We start from the raw sequence: 22,027 nt of genomic DNA on the forward strand, positions 1-22,027 counted from the left end.
CAGAACGAACAACTGAGAGGCGTGCTCCATGACCGACGAGTTGACCGTCCGGCGCGTGATCGACGCTCCCCCAGCCTCCGTGTTCACCGCGCTCGCCAACCCCGAGGTCCAGGCCGCGGTCGACGGCTCGGAAATGCTGCGGGGCGCGATCGACCCGACTCCGCTGAGCGCAGTGGGCGACACCTTCGCGATGGACATGTATCAACCCGAGCTGGGTGAATACGTCATGGAGAACACCGTGTTCGTGTTCGAGCAGGACCGTCGCATCGGTTGGATTCCCAATCGCCGAGGCATGGAACCTCGTGGCACCCGGTGGTCCTGGGAACTCGAAGAGATTGCCGACGACCGGACCGCACTGACTCAGGTGTACGACTGGTCGCGCGTGACCGACCCCGAGTTCCGGAAAATGGCCGGGTTTCCACGGGTGACCGAGGACCAGATCGTCGGCACCATGCGCCGGCTCGCAGAACACCTCGGCGTTCCACTCGAAGACTGACCCCACCGAACGACAGGAAAGAACTCTCATGGTCGACGTCACCCGCACCTTCACCGCCGCTGTTCCCATCGACAAGGCAGCCGCGTTTCTTCGCGACTTTTCCAATGCACCGTCGTGGGATCCCGGAACTCAGAGCTGCACCCAGATTTCGGACGGGCCGGTCGCCGTCGGAACGCAGTGGCACAACGTGTCCAAGCTGTTCGGTATCACCACGGAGTTGACCTACACCTTGGTCACCGACGAGCCGAATCACATCGTGTTCGAGGGCCGGAACAAGACGGCCACCAGCGTCGACGACATCACGCTGACAGCGGAAGGCGGCCGATCGACGCGGATCGACTATCACGCACAGGTCGAGTTCAACGGTGCCGCAAAGGTTGCCGGCCCGTTCCTGAAGGCGGGCTTCGAGGCGAAGGTCGCGCCGGACACCGTGGAGAAGATGACCGAGGCACTCGAGCGGCTGAACTGACGGCTTATCTGCGCGCGACGATCGTGAAGTTGTCGGCCGAACTCGTCACCGCATCGACTGCCACGATCGAGCCGTCGTCGGCAAAGATCTTCTCGATCGTGAACCCAGCGTCCGTCACGAGCGAGCGCACATCGGACACCGTGGTGAAGTGCATGAACGGCGCAAAGTCGTGGGCAGCGAGTGGAGCAACGGCCCATGATCCACGATCGTCGACGCGGGATCTGGCCGACAACCAATTTCGGACGCTGCGAACTACACCGGCAGGATCGAGCAGCTTCCGCCCGACGGCCGTCAGAGCTCGCTTCGGCGAAAAACTGAATCGTTTTGTCGGCCTACTCAATTGGAACGGGCTTTCCCCGAACGACGGGCCGTTGCGGTTCAGGGTGGAGAACACCAGCACCCCTGGCTTCGCCAGAAGTCGGAAAAATTCTGCGAGTACTCGGCCACGCTCCTCGTGGGTGACGGTGTCGATTCCGTTGTTGCTGAACACGATCAGGCCGAATTCGCCGTCGGCGAAAGACGTCAGACTGCGGGCGTCGGCCACATGCGCCTGCAGGTCCGGAAAATTGCGACGGAAGGCATCGATCATGTTGGGCGCGTAGTCGATCGCTACATACTGGTCGCTCACGAGTCGGAGCAGGGCCGTGGTTCGTCCACTGCCGACGCCGACGTCCAGCACCGGAGTTCCGCGAGCAACCGAGGCCGCGGCGACCAACGCTGCCGCTTCCCCTCGATCGAGAAAGCCATCCGTGGGGCCGGCGTATTCCACGTACTCCGCAGCCACCCGGGCACTGTCGAACACATCCCGATTGTGGTCCAGGGACACGCCGATCACCTCCGCATTCTCGACCGCTGACACACGATTGCCGCCCCTGGGATCAGACGGTACCGGCGAACCCTGAGGTGCGCCTGAGGTAGCGACAATCGTGGGAATGCCCGTCGAACTCCCGCACCGCGGCCGCCGAGACAGCCCGCCGCCAGCCCCCCCTTTCGGGGGTATTCCCAGGGTGACCCGAGTCACTACCGTTCGTCGCATTCGGTATCGCACATTCGCCCGATACCCGACAAAACGGAGGAACCATGACCGCTGTCTCACCCGACGACCCGGGTGTGTCTGCACCGACACGACCGCCGGTGCAGACCAGGACCAGTGTTCGACGGGTCGCCGTCGCCAGTGGCATCGGCACGACGATCGAGTTCTACGACTTCTTCATCTACGGCACCGCTGCCGCTTTGGTCTTCCCGACCATCTTCTTCCCAGCCCTCGGCAGCACGGCCGGCACCGTGGCCTCGTTCGCGACATTCGCCGTCGCGTTCATCGCCAGGCCCGTCGGCGCAGTCCTGTTCGGGCACTTCGGCGACCGTATCGGCCGAAAGAAGACGTTGATCTCGACGCTGCTGTTGATGGGAGTGTCCACCTTCGCCATCGGTTTGCTGCCCGGTGCCGAGACCATCGGCATGGCCGCGCCGATCATCCTGGTGCTGCTCAGATTCGGGCAGGGGTTTGCCGTCGGCGGTGAATGGGCCGGCGCGACGCTGCTCACGGCCGAGTACGCACCTCCCGGTAAACGCGGCTTCTATGCGATGTTCCCCCAGCTGGGACCCTCGGCAGCCTTCATCTTCTCGAGCGCCACGTTCCTCGCAACGGGACTGCTGTTGGGCGATACCAACGAAACGTTCTTGAACTACGGTTGGCGAATCCCGTTCCTGCTCAGCGCCGTTCTGGTTCTCATCGGTCTCTACATGCGGTTGGCGATCGAGGAGACCCCGGTCTTTCGGGCCAACAAGCTCGCCGAGGAGAGCGCTCCGGCGAGCTCGGCACCGACCAAGCTGCCGATCTTCGACGCGTGGCGTATCCAGAAGCGCGAAATCATCACTGCTGCGGGCGCATTGGCGTCACTGTTCGCCTTCTTCTACATGGGGACCGCCTACCTGACGAGTTACGGCACCAAAACCCTCGGGTTCGACCGCCCGTTCGTGCTGGTCACCGGGATCGGCGCGGCGGTGATATTCGGAGTCGCAATCGCGCTCTCGGCGACCTACTCCGATCGCGTCGGCCGACGTCGAGTGATCATGGCGGCGTGCATCGTCGCGGTTCCGTGGTCGATCGCACTGTTTCCCTTGCTCGACACGGGCTCACCGGAAGCGTTCGTCATCGGTATGTGCGTGACGCTCGCAATCTTCGGCGTTGCGTACGGACCGACCGGCGCTCTCCTCCCGGAGCTGTTCCAGACTCGATTCCGTTATACCGGAGCAGGTTTGGGCTACAACCTCGCCGGTGTTCTCGGCGGCGCGATTCCGCCCATGCTCGCCGCGCCGCTCACGGCCGCGTTCGGCAGCATCTCGATCGGAGTCATGCTGGCTCTACTGTCGGTATTGAGCCTGGTCTGCACCAAGAGGCTCATCGAGACCAAGGATGTCGACATGGCGTGAACCCGACACAAACAGAAAACCGCGGCCACCCGGAAGTCGGGTGGCCGCGGTTCTTGTCAGCTGGAACTACGACTCAGCTCAGTCGTCGCCACGGGGCGGCGGCTGAACGTCGACGCCACCGGAGTTGTGCTCCGGGCCTGCGGCTGGGTGGCCGGCGGGAACGCGACCGCGAGTCTTGGCCGCCTCGCTGTCGTTGGTGGCACCCTCGGCGAACTTGCGACGCCAGCTCTCCTCGGGACGGTAGGGGCCCGGCTTGGGCCGAACCTTGCCGCCCGGGAACGCCAGCCGTGCGATGGTCCGCTGGACCATGCCCCACTGCTGAAAGAACGGTCCGGTGTTGTACGGCAGCTCGTAGCGTTCGCAGATGTCCTTGATCTTCGGCGCGACGTCCGAGTACCGAGTGCTGGGCATGTCCGGGTACAGGTGGTGTTCCACCTGGTAGCTCAGGTTGCCACTCATCAGGTGGAACAGTGGACCACCATCGATGTTCGCGGCTCCGACCAACTGACGGACGTACCATCCGCCGCGGGTCTCGTTCTCGACCTCTTCTTGGCTGAAGGTGTATGCCTGGTCCGGGAAGTGACCACAGAAGATGATTGCGTTCGACCAGACGTTGCGAATGATGTTGGCGGTGAAGTTGGCGGCCACCGTCGAGAGGAACGTGCTCTCGACACCACTGAGGCGTGAATCCAGCAACGCCGCGGTCTTACGGTTCTTGCCGAACCGAGCCGACCCACGCAGCTTGGACGCCAACCGAGACCTCTTGCTTTCCGGCAGACGACCGCCCGACGCCAGCTGTGCCAACGCGAACGCACCGGCACTGATCAGGGGCCAACCGATGTAGTCCTTCACGAACTGCTTGCGTGCCTTGACGCCGATGCCCTTGAGGTCCTCGACGAGATCCTTGACCGGCTTCTCGCCACGACGGATAGCCTCGATGTCGAGATCGTGCAGGGCCACGCCCCACTCGAAGAACGCCATCAACAGCACGTTGTAGAACGGCTGGGCCAGGTAGACCGGACTCCACTTCTGACGTGGGTCGATCCGCATGATCTCGTAGCCGAGATCCTTGTCCTTGCCGCGAATGTTCGTGTACGTGTGGTGCACGTAGTTGTGGGAGTGCTTCCACGAGTTGGCGGTGGACGCGGTATCCCAGTCCCACACCGACGAGTGGATTTCCGGATCGTTCATCCAATCCCACTGGCCGTGCATGACGTTGTGGCCGATCTCCATGTTCTCGAGAATCTTGGCAATTCCGAGGCATGCGGTGCCGGCGAGCCAGGCCGGCTTGCTGGTGGAGCCGAGCAACAGCACGCGGCCGGCAACCAGCAACTGACGCTGTGCAGCAATCACCGAGGTGATGTACTTGCGGTCCTTCTCGCCGAGGCTGGAGTACACCTCGTCGTGGATGGCGTCGAATTCCTTGGCGAGTTCGGCGATGGTCTCGTCACTCAGGTGCGCCAGCGGGTTCACCGGCTCATCGGTGTGGGTGACTCGCCTGGTGGTTTCGTCGATAGACATACATTCCCCTGTTCGATGTGAAGATCAGAGCTCGATTTCGATGTCGCCCTCAGCAGTGTTGACACAGATCCGAACCGCTTGCCCCGTAGGTTCGGAGATATCCCCGTTACGTAGGTCACGTAAACGCCCCTTTTTCAGGGTACCTACACAGGTATGACAGATGCCGATGCGACAACCGAAGGTCAAGTCCAGTCCGGCTTCCTCGCCTGCTGCGAGAATCGTTGTGCCACCGTCGCATTCGACGTCCTTCTTGCTGTTCAGGAACTTGACGACGCCGCCTTCGCCTGCATCGTCTCCGCCGCCGATGACGGGCTGGAAACTTTCGTAATGGAATCGATCCGACTCTCCCTGGTCCTTCCAGTAAGAGCGCAGATCGTCCAGATGTTCGCCCGGACCGGAGCAGAACGACTCTCGCTCACGCCAATCCGGGACCAATTCGTCCAGTTCCGAGGCCTTCATCCGACCTTCGTCACTGGTGATACGGAGCTTCACCGTCAGCCCGTCGTGCTTGGCTTCCAATTCCTCGAGCGTATCCGCGAACATCAACTGTTCACGATTGTGCACCGAGTGGACCACAACCACGTCACGAACCTGGTCGTGATGATCGAGGGCGCGCAACATGCTGATGATCGGTGTGATGCCGCTGCCGGCGCTGATGAACACCATCTTGTCCGGTACGGGGCTCGGCAGAGTGAATTCACCCTCCACCTCGCTGAGGCGCACGATGTCGCCGGTTCTGATGGCACCCACCAGATACGGCGAGACCGTGCCCGACGGCACCAGCTTGGGGCTGACGCTCACCAGACCGTCCACAGGATCGGGATCGGATGTCAGCGAATACGCCCGCCAGTGGTACCGACCGTCGATCAGCACTCCGAGTCGGACGTACTGCCCGGGCGTGTGGCCCTGCCACTCGAAACCGGGACGGATGTACACCGAGACGGCTTCCGAACCTTCGGGAACCACCCGTTCGACCTTCCCCCGAAGTTCGCGAGTGGTCCACAGCGGATTGATCATCGACAAGTAGTCGTCAGGCCGGAGCGGATTGAACAATGATCGGACTGCGCGCAGCATCGTCCGTCTTACAAAAGAAACCTGGGGCTTGGCCCCCCGTTCAGCCATACTCAACGGTAACTCCGAGAAGCTCGCCGTGCGTACGAATCGCGCAGACTCGAATCAGACTGCTACACAATGTGAACAGAACGGGGAGTTACCGCCGGTCAGCGGGCCCGCGAGACTCGGTCACCGAGAGCGGCGCTCACCTTGCCGTACCAGCCGACCGGGCGCGCCGGGCCCCGAGTGGGAACGTCGGCGAGCAAGGCCTCGGCCGTCTCCTCGGCGTCGATCTTGTTGTCGCCGATGCCGCCCGTGGCACCCCGTTTTGCCCAGCCGACCACGTAGCTACCCGGAACCGGAGTGCCGTCGGCAGCGGTGATCCGGCCGCCGTCGTTGCGAATGGTGCCGGTGATGTCGTCGAACGGGACGCCCGGCGACGGAGTTCCGCGATAACCGATGGCGAGCAGTACCAACTCGGTGGACAGTCTTATCGGTCGTTCCGCAGGCTCCACTCCGGGTCCGACGGCGGCGTCACCGACGCCGACCTCGATGGACTCCACCGAGCCGCTGCCGTGCAGGGCAGATGGTGCGCGCCCGAACGCGAAGACGATGCGACGCCCTGGCGCGCGAGAGCCGAGATCGACGCGCTGAGCTCCTGCCAGCGCAGAGGCCGAGGACGAGAGCGGAAGTCGATCGATGGCCTCGACAATTCCGTCCGGTCCGGCCACCACGACGTCGACGTCCGGGCGATCGACCAATGCCTTGCACTCGGAACGGGTGAAGGCCGCGAACTCGGGGCCGCGACGGGCGAGAACAACGACCTCGGTGACGCGGTGTCGACGCAGTTCGGCCAGAGCGTGCGGGGCGATCTCGGTACCGTCCAGACGATCGGGATCGGCGGTGAGAATGCGGGCCGCATCCAGCGCGACGTTGCCGTTTCCGATGATGGTTACTCGATCCACGCCCGCGAGAGAGATGGCGTCCGCGGGAACATCGGGATGCCCGGTGTACCAGCCGACCAAGGTGCGCGCGCTGACGGAGTTGTCGAGATCTATGCCGGGAATGTCGAGCGCTCGGTCCTTGTCGGCACCGACCGCATAGACGACGGAGTCGAACTTTCGAGCCAACTCCACGTGATCGACGTCCTTACCGACCTCGACGCCGAGCTTCATCGTCACGCGTGGATGAGCGAAAATTCCCCGGAAGTGCTCGCTGATACGTCGGGTGCCGAGGTGATCGGGTGCGACGCCGTAGCGCGCGAGACCGCCGGCCGTCGGCAGTCGGTCGTAGAACGTGATCCTGGTTCCGGGTACGCGCAGCAGGGCTTGCGCCGTGTAGCAGGCGGCCGGCCCGGTCCCGACGATCGCAATGCTGACCGGCGGCAGCTCGTTGACCGTTGCCACCGGAAAACGCGGTTCACCCCACTCCGCAACCGCCGGCTTGTCCCGGTAGTAGTCGGCGTTGATGTCGGCGTAGATCTGCTGGTCCGGTGTCAGGCGTGACACCCGCGTGATCGCGTCCACCGGACACGCGTCGGCGCAGGCCCCGCAGTCGATGCACGATCGCGGATCGATGTAGAGCAGCTCGGTCTTGCCGAAATCCGGCTCGTCGGGCGTCGGATGAATGCAGTTGACCGGGCACACCGACAGGCAGGATGCGTCGTTGCAACAGTTCTGCGTGATCGCGAACGGCATGGGTTATCGAATGTCCTTCACGGCCTCGAACAGTGTTTTCTCGAACAGTGTGGTCAGAGCATGTGCAGACGACGGTAGATCATCTCGGCCGGCTTGGTGATCAATCCGCAATCGAGAAGAAATGCCATCAGATGCTCGCTCGAGGTGCGCATCATCGTGTGGTGGTGGGCGTTGTTCTTGGCTTCCTTCATCGCGCGGTCGACATCGAGGCCTGCGGCTGCGTACACCTCTTTGTTGACCATGTTGGACACGATCAGGCGAGCGGCGATAGCGACGACGAGAGCACTGGTCTTGCGGCGCGCCGGGCTCTTCCCCGCGATGTCTTCACGCATCTGCGCACGGGCGAACGTCATGTGCCGCGATTCCTCGACGACGTGGATCTTGCTGGTGGTGCGCACGAGCGGCAGCACGTTCTCGCCGCGCATCCAGTCACGCTGCATGACGTCGAGAACTTCTTCGGCGACGAGGATGCCGCCGTAGGCCACCTCTGCGGACGCCAGAGCCTTGAAGCCACGGCCGAGTTCGATGCTCGATCGACGCGGCAGGTAGGCCTTGATGCCCATCTTCTGGCACGCGCGGGCGAACATGATCGAGTGACGGCACTCGTCGGCGATCTCGGTGAGCGCGAACTGGAAGTCCGAGTTGGAGGAGTCCTTGCAGTACTGATCGCGAAGAACCATCTGCTGCAGGATCATCTCGAACCAGATGCCGGTGCTCATGATCGAGCAGACCTCGTGACGCGTGAGCGTGATGCGCTGTTCCTCGCTCATCTCGTCCCACAGCTTCGTGCCGTAGAGGGTGCTCCACTCCGGATTGAGGCCGTAGAGGGCGGGATCGAGATCGGCCTCCCAGTCGACCTCCTCGGCCGGGTCGTACGAAAGCTGGGCGGCAGAGTCGAGCAAACGCGCCGAAACATCCTCGGGCTCGAGAACGTCGTTCCTGGAGAGTGTGCTGGTCATCGCCGTCGTTCCTTTCATCGTCGAACAGGAGTGATTAACTGTTACGGAGATTACCAGGTACTTGCCGACACAGATAGTCACTCGTGCCGAATCTCCTCCATTTCTTTTTCCGGGCACCTAGAGTTCGAGCGACCACAGAACGGAGATTCACCGGTGATCGCAGCTCTACGGTCCGCTCTCGGCCGCACCCCGATGCGGCTGTACGCGGCGGGCATGGTGTCGGCCAACGCCATCGGGGCGGTCATCGTGTTCGTGTTGGCGCGCTTCATCCTGCCGTTGCCGGTCGGATCCGAAGAGATCCTGTCGGATCGGAACTACCTCGCGTTCTTCGTCTATCTGCCGGTCGCGATCGGTATCGGGATCGCCCTCGGGCTGCGCGTCGCGAAACCGCTCGTACTGTGGCTGCACAGCGGCGGAACGCCCTCGGACGACACCGCGATCGCCGTCGTGCGATTGCCCCTACGTCAGCTCGGTGTTCACGTTCTGTTGTGGGCCCTCGGCGTCGCCGTATTCGTCGCGGTCAATGCGTCGGCCGGCGCAGCATTGTCGATCATCGTCGCGATCGCCGTGAGCTTCGGCGGGTTGGCGACCTGCTCGTTGGGCTATCTGGTCGCCGAACGAACGCTTCGACCGATCACCGCCGCGGTGATGGACGTCAGCGAGGTCACCGACACGGTTGCGCTCGGCGTGAAGCTGCGCGTGGTCCTCATCTGGGTACTGAGCACGGCCATCCCCATCCTGGGTCTCGGTCTCATCGGACTCGGCAGACTGATCGACACAGTCATCCCGCCCGACGTCGACCTGTCTCCCGCGATGGTGTCGCTGTCCGCGATCGCCCTGGTCGTCGGATTCGGCGGCATGTTCCTGGTCGGTCGTTCCGTGTCGGACCCGCTACAGCAGGTCAGTAGCGCCATGCAGCGCGTCGAGGCCGGGGCGACGGACACCCGCGTCGACGTCTACGACGCGTCCGAGATCGGCCGGTTGCAGAACGGGTTCAACAAGATGGTGGTCGGTCTCGACGAGCGCGAACGACTGCGTTCTCTGTTCGGCAGACACGTGGGCCACGATGTGGCGCAACGGGCACTGGCGAGTGCTCCCCGCCTCGGCGGCGAGAACCGGACGGTCGCGGTGCTGTTCATCGACCTGGTGGGTTCGACGGCCATGGCCGAGCGAGAATCCGCGGAGGCTGTGGTCGACCTTCTCAATCGGTTCTTCGCGGTGGTGGTAGAGCACGGCGAACGACACGGCGGCTTCGTCAACAAGTTCGAGGGTGACGCCGCATTGCTGATCTTCGGCGCTCCGGTCGATCACCCCGATCCGGCCACAGCAGCACTCCGCACCGCGCGCACCCTGGCCCTCGCTCTCGCTTCCGACGGCGGCTTCGAGATCGGCATCGGCGTCACGTACGGCCCGGTCATCGCGGGCAACATCGGAGCCGAATCGCGCTTCGAGTACACCGTCATCGGCGACACCGTGAATCAGGCGGCCCGGCTCACCGATCTCGCCAAGGACGACCCCGACACCGATGTGCTCACGTCCTCGATCGTGCTCGAGCACGCAACCGCGGACGAGAGGAAGCACTGGACAACAGGTGCGACGGTCACACTGCGCGGACGATCGACACCGACGGCGCTGGCCGCACCCACGCATCGACATGGAGCGCCCACCACACCGTAGAAAATTCGAAGGTTTCCCGTTCGGTGCCGATGGGGCATACCCCCCGAACCAACTCACCCATCGCGCATGCGCGAGACATTGACTGGTACAAGGTCTCTCGCTCCGAAAGGCACTCATGTCCGCAATTCTGTTCGGTTCGATCAGCACGCTCGTCGACACGTCCGAACTGCAACGTCGCTCGTTCAACGAGGCATTCGCAGCTCACGATCTGAACTGGAACTGGTCTCGTGAGGACTACCGTTCCATGCTCGGGTCCAACGGTGGTGCCGACCGGATCAGCGAGTACGCGTCCGACACGGGCACCGAGGTCGACGCCGCCGCGGTACACGCGACCAAATCGGAGATCTTCCAACGACTGATCGGCGAATCCGACGTGAAGACCCGCCCCGGTGTTGCCGATACGATCGACTCCGCGAAGGCGAACGGCGTGAAGGTGGGCTTCGTGACCACCACATCCCGCGACAACATCGACGCATTGCTGGCGGCCCTGAGCCCCGAGCTCACCGCCGATTCGTTCGACGTCATCGTCGACGCGTCCTCGGTCGACTCGGGCAAGCCCGATCCCGCGTCCTACGAGTTCGCATTGAAGACGTTGGGCGAGAACGCATCCGACAGTGTGGCCATCGAGGACAATGCCGGCGGCGTACAGGCGGCCACGGCAGCGGGCATCACGTGCGTCGCATTCCCGAACGAGAACACAGCAGGCACCGACTTCGGCTCGGCCACCGACACCGTCGAGACCCTCGATCCCGAGCGCGTCCGCGCTCTGATCTCGGCCTGACCCTTCATAAACCCAGGAGTAATTGTGAGCAATCTTCAGGCCCAGGTCGTTGCCGGGGACAGGTCATTTCGTGTCGAGGGATACGAGCGAATCGAGTACGACCTGATCTACGTCGACGGTGTCTTCGCCCTCGAGAACACAGAATTGGCCGACAGTTACCGACCGTACGGACGCGCGCTGATGGTCGTCGACGAATCGGTTCACGAGATCTACGGCGACCGAATTCGCGCGTACTTCGACTATCACGACATCACGCTGACCGTGGTTCCGGTACAGATCAGAGAAACCGCGAAGTCGCTCGAGACCTTCGAGCGCATCGTCGGTGAATTCGACGCCTACGGCCTGGTCCGCACCGAGCCGGTCCTGGTGGTCGGTGGTGGATTGACCACCGACGTAGCAGGTTTCGCGTGCGCCAGCTACCGACGCAACACCCCGTACATCCGGATTCCCACGACGTTGATCGGCCTGATCGACGCAAGCGTGTCGATCAAGGTTGCCGTGAACTACGGCAAGCACAAGAACCGCCTGGGTGCGTATCACGCATCGCAGAAGGTGCTGCTCGACTTCTCGTTCCTCGGCACACTGCCCGAGGACCAGGTGCGCAACGGTATGGCCGAGCTGATCAAGATCTCTGTCGTCGGCAACCTGGAGATCTTCGAGATGTTGGAGCAGTACGGCCCGGAACTTCTTCGTACTCGCTTCGGCCACCTCGACGGGACGCCCGAATTACGTTCGGTGGCAGATCGATTGACGTACTCGGCCATCGCGACGATGCTCGAGCTCGAGGCCCCCAATCTCCACGAGATCGACCTCGATCGCGTCATCGCCTTCGGCCACACCTGGAGCCCGACGCTCGAGCTGACGCCGCCCGCTCCGTTCTTCCACGGCCACGCCATCAACATCGACATGGCACTGTCGACGACCGTCGCCGAGCAGCGGGGCCATTTGTCCACTGCCGATCGTGATCGGGTGCTGGGCGTCATGAGCAGCATCGGACTGGCGCTCGACAGCCCGTATCTGACCCCTGAATTGCTCTCCGAGGCAACGGCATCGATCCTCAAGACCCGCGACGGCATTCTGCGCGCCGCAGTACCCGACCCGATCGGCACCTGCACGTTCCTCAACGATCTCGACGCGAACGAGCTGGCGGATGTGCTGACATTGCACAAGAAGATCTGCCTCGACTTCCCCCGCGCCGGCGAGGGCCTGGACATGTTCACCGCACCGACACAGTGACGGCGCAGCCGCGACCGGTCACCCCGACGACCATCCTGGCGCGCGAGCTCGGCGAGATAGCTGCGCTGCTCGATTCCGACGCCGGGGTGACCGACGCACTGATCACCCGTGTTCATCGGGCCCGCGATCTCGCGGCGGGACTCGACCCGTACCTCGATACCTGCACCACCTCCGAATCTGCGGCATTGGCCACGTTGGCGTCGCGGACCCGCTCGGCGGACTGGAGATCACGTGACGTGGTCTCCGGTTCCGGGCCCCTGGAGATGGAAATGCTCTCCGGCCATGTGGAGGGATGCTTCCTGGCGTTCCTCGTACACATGACCCGGGCTACGCGGGTGCTCGAGATCGGTATGTTCACCGGGTACTCGGCGCTTGCTATGGCCGAGGCGCTGCCTGCCGGCGGCGAGGTCGTCGCGTGCGAGGTCGACCCGTACGTGGCCGAGTTCGCGCAGTCGTGCTTCGCGGAGTCGACTGCAGGATCAGCCATCACGGTGCAGGTAGGTCCCGCGCTCGACACTCTTCGCCGGCTCGACGGCACCTTCGACCTGGTGTTCATCGACGCCGACAAGACTGGATACCGCGAGTACGTGGAGTATCTGCTCGAGAGCGATCTGCTCTCCGACGGTGCCGTGATCGCCGTCGACAACACCCTGCTGCAAGGGCAGCCCTACGCGGCGCAGCCGAACGAGAACGGCCGGGCCATCGCCGAATTCAACGACTACGTCGCCAACGACCCTCGTGTGCAACAGGTTCTGATTCCACTGCGCGACGGCGTGACGCTGATCCGGCGCACATGATCCGTACCGTCGCAGCACTGATCGGCCTGACGGCCACCCTCCCCATCGACCTTGCGGTGGTGGGGGTGGCCGCGGTGCGCGGTACCAGGCCCGCCACACATCGAACTCCTGCACCGCGAACCATTCTGATCAGCGGCGGAAAGATGACCAAGGCCCTGCAACTCGCACGGTCCTTTCATCTTGCCGGGCATCGAGTGATCCTGGTGGAATCCGCGAAGTACCGATGGACCGGACATCGCTTCTCTCGCGCCGTCGACCGCTTCCATTGCATACCCGATCCGGGAGATCCGGGATACGCGCACGCTCTGCTGGACATCGTTCGCCGCGAGGGGGTCGATGTCTTCGTGCCTGTGGCCAGCCCGGCCGCGAGCATTCACGATGCGGACGCACGTGCAATTCTCGACGCGCACTGCGAGGTGATTCACGGTGACGCCGATACCGTGCGGATGGTGGACGACAAGTCCCGCTTCTCCGAGCACGCAGCGTCATTGGGGCTACGGGTGCCCGACTTCAGACGCATCACCGACCCGACCCAGATCGACGAGTTCGAGTTCGAGCCGGGTCGTGAGTACATCCTCAAGCGGATCTCCTACAACCCGGTCGGCCGAATGGATCTGACGCGGTTGACGGCGCACACGCCGGAGCGCAACTCCTCCTTCGCCCGAAGCCTGCACATCACCGAGGACGATCCGTGGATTCTGCAGGAATTCATCGCCGGACAGGAGTACTGCACGCACGGCACTGTGCGCGAGGGTCGCCTGCAGGTGTACGGATGCTGCGTGTCATCGGCCTTCCAGGTCAACTACGCCATGGTCGACAAGCCCGAGATCCTGCGCTGGGTAGAAACATTCGTCTCTTCACTCGACACCACCGGACAGCTGTCGTTCGACTTCATCGAGTCCGCCGCAGACGGCCAGATCTACGCCATCGAATGCAACCCGCGCACCCACTCGGCGATCACCATGTTCTACGACCACCCCGAACTGGCTGCCGCATACCTCGACGACGGTCATCCGATGACCGTGCCGCGTCCGACGGCCCGGCCGACGTACTGGATCTACCACGAACTGTGGCGGCTGATCACCGAGGGCAATCGAGTATCACGGCTGCGCACCATCTTTCGAGGCAAGGACGCCATCCTCACGGGGTGGGATCCGCTGCCCTACCTGCTGGTGCACCACCTGCAGATCCCGTCGCTACTGCTGCGCAATCTCGCCGCGCGCCGCGGCTGGTCTCGTATCGACTTCAACATCGGCAAGCTCGTGGAGAACGGAGGCGACTGATGGCACTGTCGGTGCTGGTGCTCGTAGGATCCTCGGTGGACGAGTTCCACTGCGATCTGTCTCGGGTGTATGCAGGCGGCTTTCTCGAGGCGATCGGTGACGATCCTGCGTACCAGCTGGTGATCGCGTTCGTCTCCCCCGGCGGGATGTGGAGTTTTCCCGACGGTATCGACGCTGCCAGTGTGGCTGCGGCGCAGCAGGTACCCCTGGCTCAGGCAGTGGAAGTCATGTCTACGTGGCACTTCGACGTCATGGTGCCGCAGATGTTCTGCCTACCCGGCATGACGACCTACCGCAGCCTGTTCGATCTGATGGATGTGCCGTACGTAGGTAATACACCGGCCGTCATGGCCATGACGGCCGACAAGGCACTGGCCCGTGCCGTCGTCGCCGCCGCCGGAGTCGCCGTCCCGGCCGGCATGGTGGTGCGCAGTGGCGGGACCGTCGATCTCGAATTGCCTGTCGTCGTCAAGCCCGTCGACTCCGACAATTCGATGGGCGTCACGCTTGTCGAAGACGACGACTCGTTGATCTCCGCAATCGACGACGCGCTGGCGTATTCGTCTGCTGCACTGGTCGAATCGTATGTTCCACTCGGGCGCGAGGTTCGGTGCGGCATCATCGCGATGAACGGTGAGCTGGTGTGCCTGCCCCTGGAGGAGTACGCCGTCGACTCCGTGCGGACGAGTGCCGACAAGTTGAATCGAACCGAGGACGGAGATCTGTACCTGGTCGCGAAGCAGCAGACCAAGGCATGGATAGTCGACTCCTCGGATCCGATCACCGAGAAGGTCTGGGCGGCAGCACGATCGTGCTATCGGTCGCTGGGGTGCCGGCACTACGGGCTGTTCGACTTTCGCATCGACCCCGACGGGGAACCATGGTTCCTCGAGGCCGGTCTCTACTGCTCGTACTCGCCTTCGAGTGTGCTCGCGGTGATGGCTGCGGCAGCGGACATCCCGATCGACCGCTTGTTCGCGAAGTCGGTCGCGGAACTATCGAACAAGGAGTTGGCGTCATGACGTTGGGAATTCAAATCCGCGGTCTGGACCTCGACTCGGCATCGGTGGACGAATTACGCACGCAGCTGGCCGAACACGGTGTGCTGATCCTGCGAGAACAGGCCCTGGACGACGAGCGTTTCCTGGCGTTTCTGCGTCGGTTCGGCGAGATGATGTTCACCGAGGGCGAGACTCCGGTCCCGGGATTTCCCGACCTGAACGTCGTGAGCAACGTCGGCCGCACCACGCCGCCGAAGTCGACGTTCCACGTGGATACGACGTACGTACCGAATCCGCCCGCGTACACGGCATTACGAGCGGTGTCCGTACCGGCGGCCGGCGGCAGCACCCAGTTCAGCGACCAGTACTCGGCGTACGAGACGCTGCCTGCGGCAATGAAAGAGGACCTGGCGGGACGCACGGTGACACATCGGGTGACCGGGGTGGCGTCGGACACCGATTCCTCCGCCGAACATCCCTTGTTCGCAGTCCATCCGCTGTCCGGCCGCACCGCCCTGGCTATCTCGGCACCCGCCCGATGTGTCGCGATCAGCGGAATGAACTCCGAGGAGACGCGCGAGACCATACGGTACCTTTTCGAGCACTCCACTCGAGCGGAGAACGTACTGCAGCACGCATGGGCTCCCGGTGATCTGGTCATGTGGGACAACCGATGTGTGATGCATCGGGCCGATCACAGCGGCGTGGTGGGAAACAGGGTGATGCATCGGGGAATGATCGCGAATGCGGAGAACGCGTCGGTTATGTGACCGACGACTCAAAGAGTTGCCGCCTCGCCTGAGGTCCGGACAATCGAGTCATGACCTCACCCCTGTCGATCAGCCGCGACACAGCCGTCGGTGCCGAAGCTCGTCTGTCCTGGATCCTGTCCGGACTCGCGGGAATGGTGGGCGCAGTGGCATTCCTGCATTCCGCCGGCTACTTCGTGACGTTCATGACCGGGAACACCGAGCGTGCGGTCGTCGGCCACTTCGGACACCCGGAGGGCAAAGAGGTTGCACCGGGCGCTTCGCCGTGGGCAGCGCTGGCCCTCATGGGGTCGTTTCTTGCGGGTGTGGTGATCTCGTCGATCTGCCGACGGCGCTACTGGTCGAATCATCCGCACGGAGCGACGGTGCTGACCACCATTGCACTCGCGGCAGCAGGGACGATCGACATCGCGATCTCCGGTTGGTCTTCCGCGAACGTGAACTTCTATCCGATTCTGTTGGTGGCCTTCGCACTCGGCGCTCTCAACACCGCGTTCACGAAGAAAGAAGAGACGTACATTCCCCTCAGCTACGTCACCGGAACGTTGGTCAAACTCGGCCAAGGTATCGAGCGCCATTGGTTCGGTGGTGGAACGCGTTACGACTGGCTCAGCTACACAGCGCTTCTCGGTTCGTTCGCGCTGGGTGGGGTCGTCGGCGCCTTCATCGGCGTTGTCATCACCGGACCGCAGGTACTGCTTCTCACGGCAATGATCAGCTTCGGTGCGACGATCTTCACCTTCACCCACACCGAGCGCAATTCACTGCTGGGCTGACGCCCCTGCGCCGCTAATCCGCGACGATCGGTGAGGTTGCTACGACTGTGCGGAGCATCTGCTCCACCAAAGACCGGGGCAGGCGTGATCCGATCAGTACCTGCCGCTGAATGAGACCCTCGATCATGACGACCAGCGTCTCTGCTTCCGCCTGCGGATCCTCGGAGTCGAGCGAGGCGACGATCCATTGTGTGTAGGTCACGAATGCGCCGCGCTGAGTGTCGAAGAGTTCTCTGACCTCGTGATCATGCTGAGCCTCGCCGAGCATGATGCTCCGGGCGATGACCCGTTTGGCTGCGTCGCCCGTCGTCATCGCTTGGATGAAGTCCACGATTCGGCTCACCACGACGTCGACCGTGAGGGGTTTGGCGTCGACCAGACTTCCGAACGTCGCCCCGGCAATCTCGAAGTCGCGGGCGAACAGTTGCCCCAATGCCAGGTGCAGCAGGCGACTTCGAGTGGGCGCGTGATAGTTCACCGACCCCGGGCCGAGTCCTGCCGCTTCGTCCACGGCCCGATGCGTCAGCCCACGAAAGCCTTTGGTGGCCAGCACTTCGATCGCGGCTGTCGCGATCTCGTCGCGCCGCCGCACTCTGGATGCGTCGTCCTTGGGCGTGGCAGGACTCATACCGCGCAGTGTACTGGCCAGGTCGTTGACACTCCCGGAGACCACGCCATATCCTCAACGGAAGTTGAGTATGGGGGAGCACATGACACGAAAGCCGACACGGCGTCAGGTCGTCCTGGGGGCCGCAGCGGCGGTGACCGCGACCATCCTCGGGACTGCGTCGAGGGCGGCCGCAGCACCGACGGTCGGATCTGCGGACGACTGCGGTGAGCGTTACGCGGGCTATCGAGACGCCGATCGAGATCGGCCCTACGCCCGTTACATGGCAGAGCGAACGAGTCCGGCACCGACTGCGGTGACCGATGCCTATGCGGCACCCCCGCTCTCACCCGACGCGGTACCCGGATTCGATTCGATCACAACCGATCTCGGCCCCACCGGGTACTCCCGAGTCGAGACCGGGTACGGGCAGCGAACCGACGGGGTGACGTTCGTGGCGGTACGCACGGTGATGCCTCGGGTGACGGCGGCCATGTGGGACTGGTGGTTCGGATGGCACTCCACCGAAGCGGCCCGCTACAAGCTGTGGCACCCCGATGCCCACCTGTACGCCGCTCTGGCGGAAGATCGGACGGCACTCGACATACCCGACAAGGCCAAATACGTCGGCAACACGACGTTCGTGGACGAGTACGTCGGTCCCAAACTGCAGCAACTGGGCATCGGGTTTCGTGATCCGATTGCGCACGGCTTCGACGTGCCCTCGGATCAGACGATCGTCTTCGGCCGAGTGGGAAGCTCTATCGCACCGGTGGATCTGGGGTGGCTTGCCCATCAGGTCAGACCCGTCGACGGCGGTGCCGAGATGCGCAGCCGCTTCCACCTGAACCTGCGCGGGTTGCACGTACCGGACGTGAAGCAGGCCGCGTGCGCCGTCCGACGGGGAGCGTCGGTGGATCCGACCGACCTCGTGCTCGGGCTCGATCTCGCCCGAGATCTGATGCTGCACTGCGGACAGGAGATGAACCACCTCGCCGGCTTCCTGCCCGAGTTGTACGCCGAGTTCGGGAGCTAGTGCCCCAAAAACACCTTCGCCAACACGATCAGTGCCGCAACCGCTGCGGTGGCCAGCCCACCGAGAAATGCACGGAAGGTCAACCGGTTGCCGCGAATTCGCTCGGTGACCATCTGGATCGTGGCGATGCGCACCACGATGACACCACCGGCCAGCAGTTCCGCCCACTGCGCCGGGAGCACCGACAACCAGCCGAGCGCCAGCATCAGCGCGGGGACGGTTCCGGAACTCAGGATGGGGACGGCATCGCGAAGCTCTTCGAAAGCCTTGAACTTGCGTTGCTCGTCGGTGGCGTCTCCGTGCGCCTCGGGTATCTGACTACCGGCCACGAAATCGGCGAACACGTGCGCCAGAAAGGTCGTCCCGGCCGTGGCCAGAACCAGGACCGCAGCTGTTCCGTGTTCGATCGAGCCGGGCGTCGACGCCGCAACCGCCGCGAGGATGAGGATGTTTCCGTAGACGTAGGCGGACAACCGTGCTGCCGCCCGTGCGGGCGGCAGCGGACCACCCGCACGGGTGACCAACCGGCGATACAACCGGGTTCTGCGAATACGGGGCTCGGCGTCGGTCATACCCCGAATCGTTGCACGGCTCCTGCGATCACTCGACAGGAACGCCCAGCCGTCCGGCCTGGTAGTCCTCGAAGGCCTGCAGCACTTCGGACTTGGTGTTCATGACGAACGGGCCTGCCATGGCAACGGGCTCCCGAATCGGCTTGCCACCGAGAACGAACACCTCGAGCGACTCCCCCACCGCCGACGCGGCCATCTCGATGGTGTCGCCGCGGCCGAACAACGCCGTCTGCCCCATCCGGATCGGGCGCTTCTCCGCACCGACGGTGCCCTCGCCCGCGAGCACGTAGACCAGGGCGTTGAAGTCCTGGTTCCACGGCAGCGTCAGCGCAGCCCCTGGAGCAATGGTGCTGTGGGAGAGCGCAATCGGCGTGTAGGTCGATCCGGGACCCTGCATACCGGCGATCTCACCGGCGATGACGCGCACCAGCGCACCGCCGTCAGGACTCGACGCCAACGCCACCTTGCTACCGGTGATGTCCTGATACCGCGGGTGCGCCATCTTGTTCTCCCGCGGCAGATTGACCCAGAGCTGAACACCGTGAAACAGCCCGCCGGAGAGCACCAGGTGCTCGGGCGGAGCCTCGATGTGCAGAATTCCCCCACCGGCCGTCATCCATTGCGTGTCGCCACCGCTGATGATGCCGCCGCCACCGTGAGAGTCCTTGTGCTCCATGATCCCGTCGATCATGTAGGTCACGGTTTCGAACCCACGGTGCGGATGCCACGGCGTGCCCTTGGGCTCACCGGGCGCGTAGTTCACCTCGCCCATCTGATCCATGTGGATGAACGGGTCGAGGGCCGACATGTCCAGTCCTGCAAACGCGCGGCGAACCGGAAAGCCCTCGCCTTCGTACCCGGTCGGGGCCGTCGTGACGGACCGGACCGGCCGGGGGACGGCGGTGGCGTCGGGCATGGGGATTCGGGGCAACGCGAGGATGTTGTCGACCGTCACTGCGGGCATGGCTTCCCTTTCGGCTGGGTAGTTGACTCTGCAACTACTAATACAGCTCAACCTACCGGTGCCGGACGCTATTCCCGCCTCAATTCTGCTGGTCGGCCAGCCATTGCCGGATCTCGTCGGTGGGCTGCTCGACGATGTCGTCGAATTCCGAGTGCTTACCCACGAACGCCTCGACCAAGGGGCAGATCGGAACGATGCGCTTGGCGTCGGCCCGGGTGGCGTCCAGTGCCTGCTGCACGAGAATCGTTGCCAGACCGCGTCCGCCGTACGCCGCGTCTACCTCGGTGTGGAAGAAGATGCGCCGCGCATCCTCGTCGTCGACGAACTCGGTGAAGCCGACCTGCGCGCCCTCGACCGAGACCGTGAAACGGTCTGCTTGCTGGGTGATCTCGACCTCGGCACCGGTTTTGTCGACCGTCATCTCGTGCTCCTCGTTCCTCGGTGGCGCGACTCGCACCTGGTTGTTCACGATCGTGCACGATCGGCGGAAATCTGTCGATCGTGGCCGGTAGTGAACACCTGGGTCCGGCGCGTTCCCGATCGACAGTCGCATACAGGGGTGCCGATCGACCGATACCGCCTCTGTACGGTGGAGCGAAGGACCTCGACCGATGAATCATCTAGGGGAAGGAACTTCATGGCTCAGCCAGACAGGCTGGAGAAAGACCCGAACAAGGGTTACGTGGCCCTGCTGGGGTGGAGTTTGGCCGCGGTGGAAGCACTGGACAAGTTCGATCGGCGCTACGTCGTCGTTGCCCCGGAGTGGGCCGAGGCGTACTGCACCGAGCACGATATTCCTTACATCCCGTGGAACTTCGAGCGACTCAACGATCGCTCGCTGGAAATCGCCGAAACCCTTCGGGACAAGGGTGTCGATGTCGCGATTCCGTTGTACGAAGAGACGGTGGAGTGGGCGGGTGCCATCAACTCGGTGTTGCTCGGCAACCCACGCCTGTTCGGTCAAGCAATGTTGTTGCGCGACAAGTCGTTGATGAAGCGCCGTGCTCAGCTCGGCGGCATTCGAGTGGGCATCTTCGAAGAAGCCCACGACCGTGAGGACGTCATTCGATTCCTCAAACGTGTCAACCAGACGCTGCTCAAGCTCGACGGCGATCCGAACGACCCGATCCATGTCAAGGCCTTCGACAAGGCCGGTTGCCTCGGCCACCGCGTCATTCGTACCCCTGACGAGGTCGACTCCATTCCCGACGAGGAATTTCCGGCGCTGATGGAATCGCACCTCGACGGCTGGGAGTTCGCCGTCGAAGCATGGATTCACAACGGCAAGATCAAGTTCCTCAACATCTCGGAGTACGTCACCCTCGGATACTCGGTGTTCGTTCCTGCGACACCCGAGCTGGAGAAGTATCGCGAGCAGATCACGGTGCAGATCGAGAAGCTGATCAAGACCTTCGACATCGAGTTCGGATTCATTCACCCCGAGTACTTCGTCACCAGCGACGGTGAAATGTACTTCGGTGAAGTGGCTTATCGTCCACCGGGTTTCAAGGTGTTCGAGCTCCTCGAGCGAGCCTACGGATTCAACGCCTACCAGGGCCTGGCCTTGGCGTTCGACCCGAAGACCACGGAGGAGGAGATCGACGCCTTCTTCCCGAAGGAGGTCGTCGATGCAACCGGTGTCGCCGGATGTTTCGGTGTCTATCCACGACGCCGTGTCGTCAGCCAGCTCCAAATTCCGGAGGAGACGAGCGGGCACGATTACTACGAGACCAACGATCTGTCGGCACCGATCGAGGAAACCGTCACCAAGAGAACGGCATTCGGCACCCACTGGGGCCTGCTGTACTTCTTCGGCGAGGATACCTATGTCATGCGTGACTTGTTGAAACATCAGGAAGAACTGGACTTCTACGTGTGAAGCAGCAACTCGGGAACGAC

At 63.2% G+C, this 22,027-nt stretch carries 22 protein-coding genes; 13 read left to right on the forward strand and 9 right to left on the reverse strand.

Annotated elements, in window-relative coordinates:
* Positions 1-28: 28 nt before the first annotated feature.
* Complete coding sequence (locus AC5WEY_RS25585) at positions 29-496, forward strand: SRPBCC domain-containing protein (protein WP_495648073.1); 468 nt, start codon at positions 29-31, stop codon at positions 494-496.
* A 28-nt stretch (positions 497-524) separates the two neighbouring features.
* Positions 525-965, forward strand: coding sequence for an SRPBCC family protein (locus tag AC5WEY_RS25590; RefSeq protein WP_495648074.1), 441 nt, complete (start codon positions 525-527; stop codon positions 963-965).
* A 4-nt stretch (positions 966-969) separates the two neighbouring features.
* On the opposite strand, the gene AC5WEY_RS25595 is transcribed toward AC5WEY_RS25590, so the two are convergent.
* Complete coding sequence (locus tag AC5WEY_RS25595) at positions 970-1,800, reverse strand: class I SAM-dependent methyltransferase (protein ID WP_495648075.1); 831 nt, start codon at positions 1,798-1,800, stop codon at positions 970-972.
* Between the two features lie 245 nt (positions 1,801-2,045).
* On the opposite strand from AC5WEY_RS25595, the gene AC5WEY_RS25600 reads away from it, so the two are divergent.
* Entirely contained in the window at positions 2,046-3,398 is a 1,353-nt protein-coding gene (locus AC5WEY_RS25600) for an MFS transporter (protein WP_495648076.1), read from the forward strand.
* 78 nt (positions 3,399-3,476) lie between these two features.
* On the opposite strand, the gene AC5WEY_RS25605 is transcribed toward AC5WEY_RS25600, so the two are convergent.
* The 4 genes from AC5WEY_RS25605 to AC5WEY_RS25620 form a co-directional block, all read right to left on the reverse strand.
* Entirely contained in the window at positions 3,477-4,919 is a 1,443-nt protein-coding gene (locus AC5WEY_RS25605) for a fatty acid desaturase family protein (protein WP_495648077.1), read from the reverse strand.
* A 24-nt stretch (positions 4,920-4,943) separates the two neighbouring features.
* Positions 4,944-6,041 (reverse strand): ferredoxin reductase, encoded by a 1,098-nt coding sequence (locus AC5WEY_RS25610; protein WP_495648078.1) that lies wholly within the window; start codon positions 6,039-6,041, stop codon positions 4,944-4,946.
* 98 nt (positions 6,042-6,139) lie between these two features.
* Positions 6,140-7,669 (reverse strand): 4Fe-4S binding protein, encoded by a 1,530-nt coding sequence (locus AC5WEY_RS25615; protein WP_495648079.1) that lies wholly within the window; start codon positions 7,667-7,669, stop codon positions 6,140-6,142.
* A 53-nt stretch (positions 7,670-7,722) separates the two neighbouring features.
* Positions 7,723-8,628 (reverse strand): AurF N-oxygenase family protein, encoded by a 906-nt coding sequence (locus tag AC5WEY_RS25620; RefSeq protein ID WP_495648080.1) that lies wholly within the window; start codon positions 8,626-8,628, stop codon positions 7,723-7,725.
* 153 nt (positions 8,629-8,781) lie between these two features.
* Between AC5WEY_RS25620 and AC5WEY_RS25625 the strand changes: the two genes are divergently transcribed.
* The 8 genes from AC5WEY_RS25625 to AC5WEY_RS25660 all read left to right on the forward strand — a co-directional run bounded on the left by AC5WEY_RS25625 (position 8,782) and on the right by AC5WEY_RS25660 (position 16,949).
* On the forward strand, positions 8,782-10,305 hold the full coding sequence (locus AC5WEY_RS25625; RefSeq protein ID WP_495648081.1) for an adenylate/guanylate cyclase domain-containing protein: 1,524 nt from the start codon (positions 8,782-8,784) through the stop codon (positions 10,303-10,305).
* A 115-nt stretch (positions 10,306-10,420) separates the two neighbouring features.
* Positions 10,421-11,086: an HAD family hydrolase gene (locus tag AC5WEY_RS25630; protein ID WP_495648082.1), complete on the forward strand. Its 666-nt coding sequence runs from the start codon at positions 10,421-10,423 to the stop codon at positions 11,084-11,086.
* Between the two features lie 24 nt (positions 11,087-11,110).
* Positions 11,111-12,322: a sedoheptulose 7-phosphate cyclase gene (locus tag AC5WEY_RS25635; RefSeq protein WP_495648083.1), complete on the forward strand. Its 1,212-nt coding sequence runs from the start codon at positions 11,111-11,113 to the stop codon at positions 12,320-12,322.
* On the forward strand, positions 12,319-13,119 hold the full coding sequence (locus AC5WEY_RS25640; RefSeq protein ID WP_495648084.1) for an O-methyltransferase: 801 nt from the start codon (positions 12,319-12,321) through the stop codon (positions 13,117-13,119). Before AC5WEY_RS25635 ends, AC5WEY_RS25640 begins: the two co-directional genes overlap by 4 nt.
* Positions 13,116-14,402 carry an ATP-grasp domain-containing protein gene (locus AC5WEY_RS25645; RefSeq protein ID WP_495648085.1) on the forward strand — a complete coding sequence of 429 codons (1,287 nt, stop codon included), beginning with the start codon at positions 13,116-13,118 and terminating at the stop codon, positions 14,400-14,402. The genes AC5WEY_RS25640 and AC5WEY_RS25645 overlap by 4 nt, the downstream gene beginning before the upstream one ends.
* Positions 14,402-15,424 carry a D-alanine--D-alanine ligase family protein gene (locus AC5WEY_RS25650; RefSeq protein ID WP_495648086.1) on the forward strand — a complete coding sequence of 341 codons (1,023 nt, stop codon included), beginning with the start codon at positions 14,402-14,404 and terminating at the stop codon, positions 15,422-15,424. Before AC5WEY_RS25645 ends, AC5WEY_RS25650 begins: the two co-directional genes overlap by 1 nt.
* Complete coding sequence (locus AC5WEY_RS25655) at positions 15,421-16,173, forward strand: TauD/TfdA dioxygenase family protein (protein ID WP_495648087.1); 753 nt, start codon at positions 15,421-15,423, stop codon at positions 16,171-16,173. Before AC5WEY_RS25650 ends, AC5WEY_RS25655 begins: the two co-directional genes overlap by 4 nt.
* Before the next feature lie 50 nt (positions 16,174-16,223).
* On the forward strand, positions 16,224-16,949 hold the full coding sequence (locus tag AC5WEY_RS25660; RefSeq protein ID WP_495648088.1) for a YoaK family protein: 726 nt from the start codon (positions 16,224-16,226) through the stop codon (positions 16,947-16,949).
* A gap of 13 nt (positions 16,950-16,962) precedes the next feature.
* On the opposite strand, the gene AC5WEY_RS25665 is transcribed toward AC5WEY_RS25660, so the two are convergent.
* Complete coding sequence (locus tag AC5WEY_RS25665) at positions 16,963-17,577, reverse strand: TetR/AcrR family transcriptional regulator (protein WP_057476276.1); 615 nt, start codon at positions 17,575-17,577, stop codon at positions 16,963-16,965.
* A gap of 82 nt (positions 17,578-17,659) precedes the next feature.
* On the opposite strand from AC5WEY_RS25665, the gene AC5WEY_RS25670 reads away from it, so the two are divergent.
* Complete coding sequence (locus AC5WEY_RS25670) at positions 17,660-18,592, forward strand: DAPG hydrolase family protein (RefSeq protein ID WP_495648089.1); 933 nt, start codon at positions 17,660-17,662, stop codon at positions 18,590-18,592.
* On the opposite strand, the gene AC5WEY_RS25675 is transcribed toward AC5WEY_RS25670, so the two are convergent.
* From AC5WEY_RS25675 to AC5WEY_RS25685, 3 genes are all read right to left on the reverse strand, one after another.
* Positions 18,589-19,164, reverse strand: coding sequence for a hypothetical protein (locus tag AC5WEY_RS25675; RefSeq protein WP_495648090.1), 576 nt, complete (start codon positions 19,162-19,164; stop codon positions 18,589-18,591). The two genes, AC5WEY_RS25670 and AC5WEY_RS25675, sit on opposite strands and share 4 nt — an antisense overlap.
* A 28-nt stretch (positions 19,165-19,192) precedes the next feature.
* The gene (locus tag AC5WEY_RS25680; protein WP_495648091.1) at positions 19,193-20,128 is read right to left on the reverse strand and encodes a pirin family protein; all 936 of its coding nucleotides are present in this window, start codon (positions 20,126-20,128) and stop codon (positions 19,193-19,195) included.
* Between the two features lie 79 nt (positions 20,129-20,207).
* Complete coding sequence (locus AC5WEY_RS25685) at positions 20,208-20,549, reverse strand: GNAT family N-acetyltransferase (protein ID WP_495648092.1); 342 nt, start codon at positions 20,547-20,549, stop codon at positions 20,208-20,210.
* A 216-nt stretch (positions 20,550-20,765) separates the two neighbouring features.
* Here AC5WEY_RS25685 and AC5WEY_RS25690 point away from each other — a divergent pair, with 216 nt between their 5' ends.
* Positions 20,766-22,007, forward strand: a complete 1,242-nt coding sequence (locus AC5WEY_RS25690; protein ID WP_057476272.1) for an ATP-grasp domain-containing protein — start codon at positions 20,766-20,768, stop codon at positions 22,005-22,007.
* Positions 22,008-22,027: the final 20 nt, after the last annotated feature.

It is taken from the genome of Rhodococcoides sp. S146-33, from assembly GCF_059489205.1.

Bases quoted from the DNA above. Each gene is read 5' to 3' on its own strand.
- AC5WEY_RS25660 (WP_495648088.1), top strand. From the start codon at position 16,224: ATGACCTCACCCCTGTCGATCAGCCGCGACACAGCCGTCGGTGCCGAA.
- AC5WEY_RS25605 (WP_495648077.1), bottom strand. From the start codon at position 4,919: ATGTCTATCGACGAAACCACCAGGCGAGTCACCCACACCGATGAGCCG.
- AC5WEY_RS25630 (WP_495648082.1), top strand. From the start codon at position 10,421: ATGTCCGCAATTCTGTTCGGTTCGATCAGCACGCTCGTCGACACGTCC.
- AC5WEY_RS25680 (WP_495648091.1), bottom strand. From the start codon at position 20,128: ATGCCCGCAGTGACGGTCGACAACATCCTCGCGTTGCCCCGAATCCCC.
- AC5WEY_RS25615 (WP_495648079.1), bottom strand. From the start codon at position 7,669: ATGCCGTTCGCGATCACGCAGAACTGTTGCAACGACGCATCCTGCCTG.
- AC5WEY_RS25585 (WP_495648073.1), top strand. From the start codon at position 29: ATGACCGACGAGTTGACCGTCCGGCGCGTGATCGACGCTCCCCCAGCC.
- AC5WEY_RS25690 (WP_057476272.1), top strand. From the start codon at position 20,766: ATGGCTCAGCCAGACAGGCTGGAGAAAGACCCGAACAAGGGTTACGTG.
- AC5WEY_RS25610 (WP_495648078.1), bottom strand. From the start codon at position 6,041: ATGGCTGAACGGGGGGCCAAGCCCCAGGTTTCTTTTGTAAGACGGACG.
- AC5WEY_RS25670 (WP_495648089.1), top strand. From the start codon at position 17,660: ATGACACGAAAGCCGACACGGCGTCAGGTCGTCCTGGGGGCCGCAGCG.
- AC5WEY_RS25665 (WP_057476276.1), bottom strand. From the start codon at position 17,577: ATGAGTCCTGCCACGCCCAAGGACGACGCATCCAGAGTGCGGCGGCGC.
- AC5WEY_RS25645 (WP_495648085.1), top strand. From the start codon at position 13,116: ATGATCCGTACCGTCGCAGCACTGATCGGCCTGACGGCCACCCTCCCC.
- AC5WEY_RS25655 (WP_495648087.1), top strand. From the start codon at position 15,421: ATGACGTTGGGAATTCAAATCCGCGGTCTGGACCTCGACTCGGCATCG.
- AC5WEY_RS25675 (WP_495648090.1), bottom strand. From the start codon at position 19,164: ATGACCGACGCCGAGCCCCGTATTCGCAGAACCCGGTTGTATCGCCGG.
- AC5WEY_RS25590 (WP_495648074.1), top strand. From the start codon at position 525: ATGGTCGACGTCACCCGCACCTTCACCGCCGCTGTTCCCATCGACAAG.
- AC5WEY_RS25600 (WP_495648076.1), top strand. From the start codon at position 2,046: ATGACCGCTGTCTCACCCGACGACCCGGGTGTGTCTGCACCGACACGA.
- AC5WEY_RS25685 (WP_495648092.1), bottom strand. From the start codon at position 20,549: ATGACGGTCGACAAAACCGGTGCCGAGGTCGAGATCACCCAGCAAGCA.
- AC5WEY_RS25650 (WP_495648086.1), top strand. From the start codon at position 14,402: ATGGCACTGTCGGTGCTGGTGCTCGTAGGATCCTCGGTGGACGAGTTC.
- AC5WEY_RS25620 (WP_495648080.1), bottom strand. From the start codon at position 8,628: ATGACCAGCACACTCTCCAGGAACGACGTTCTCGAGCCCGAGGATGTT.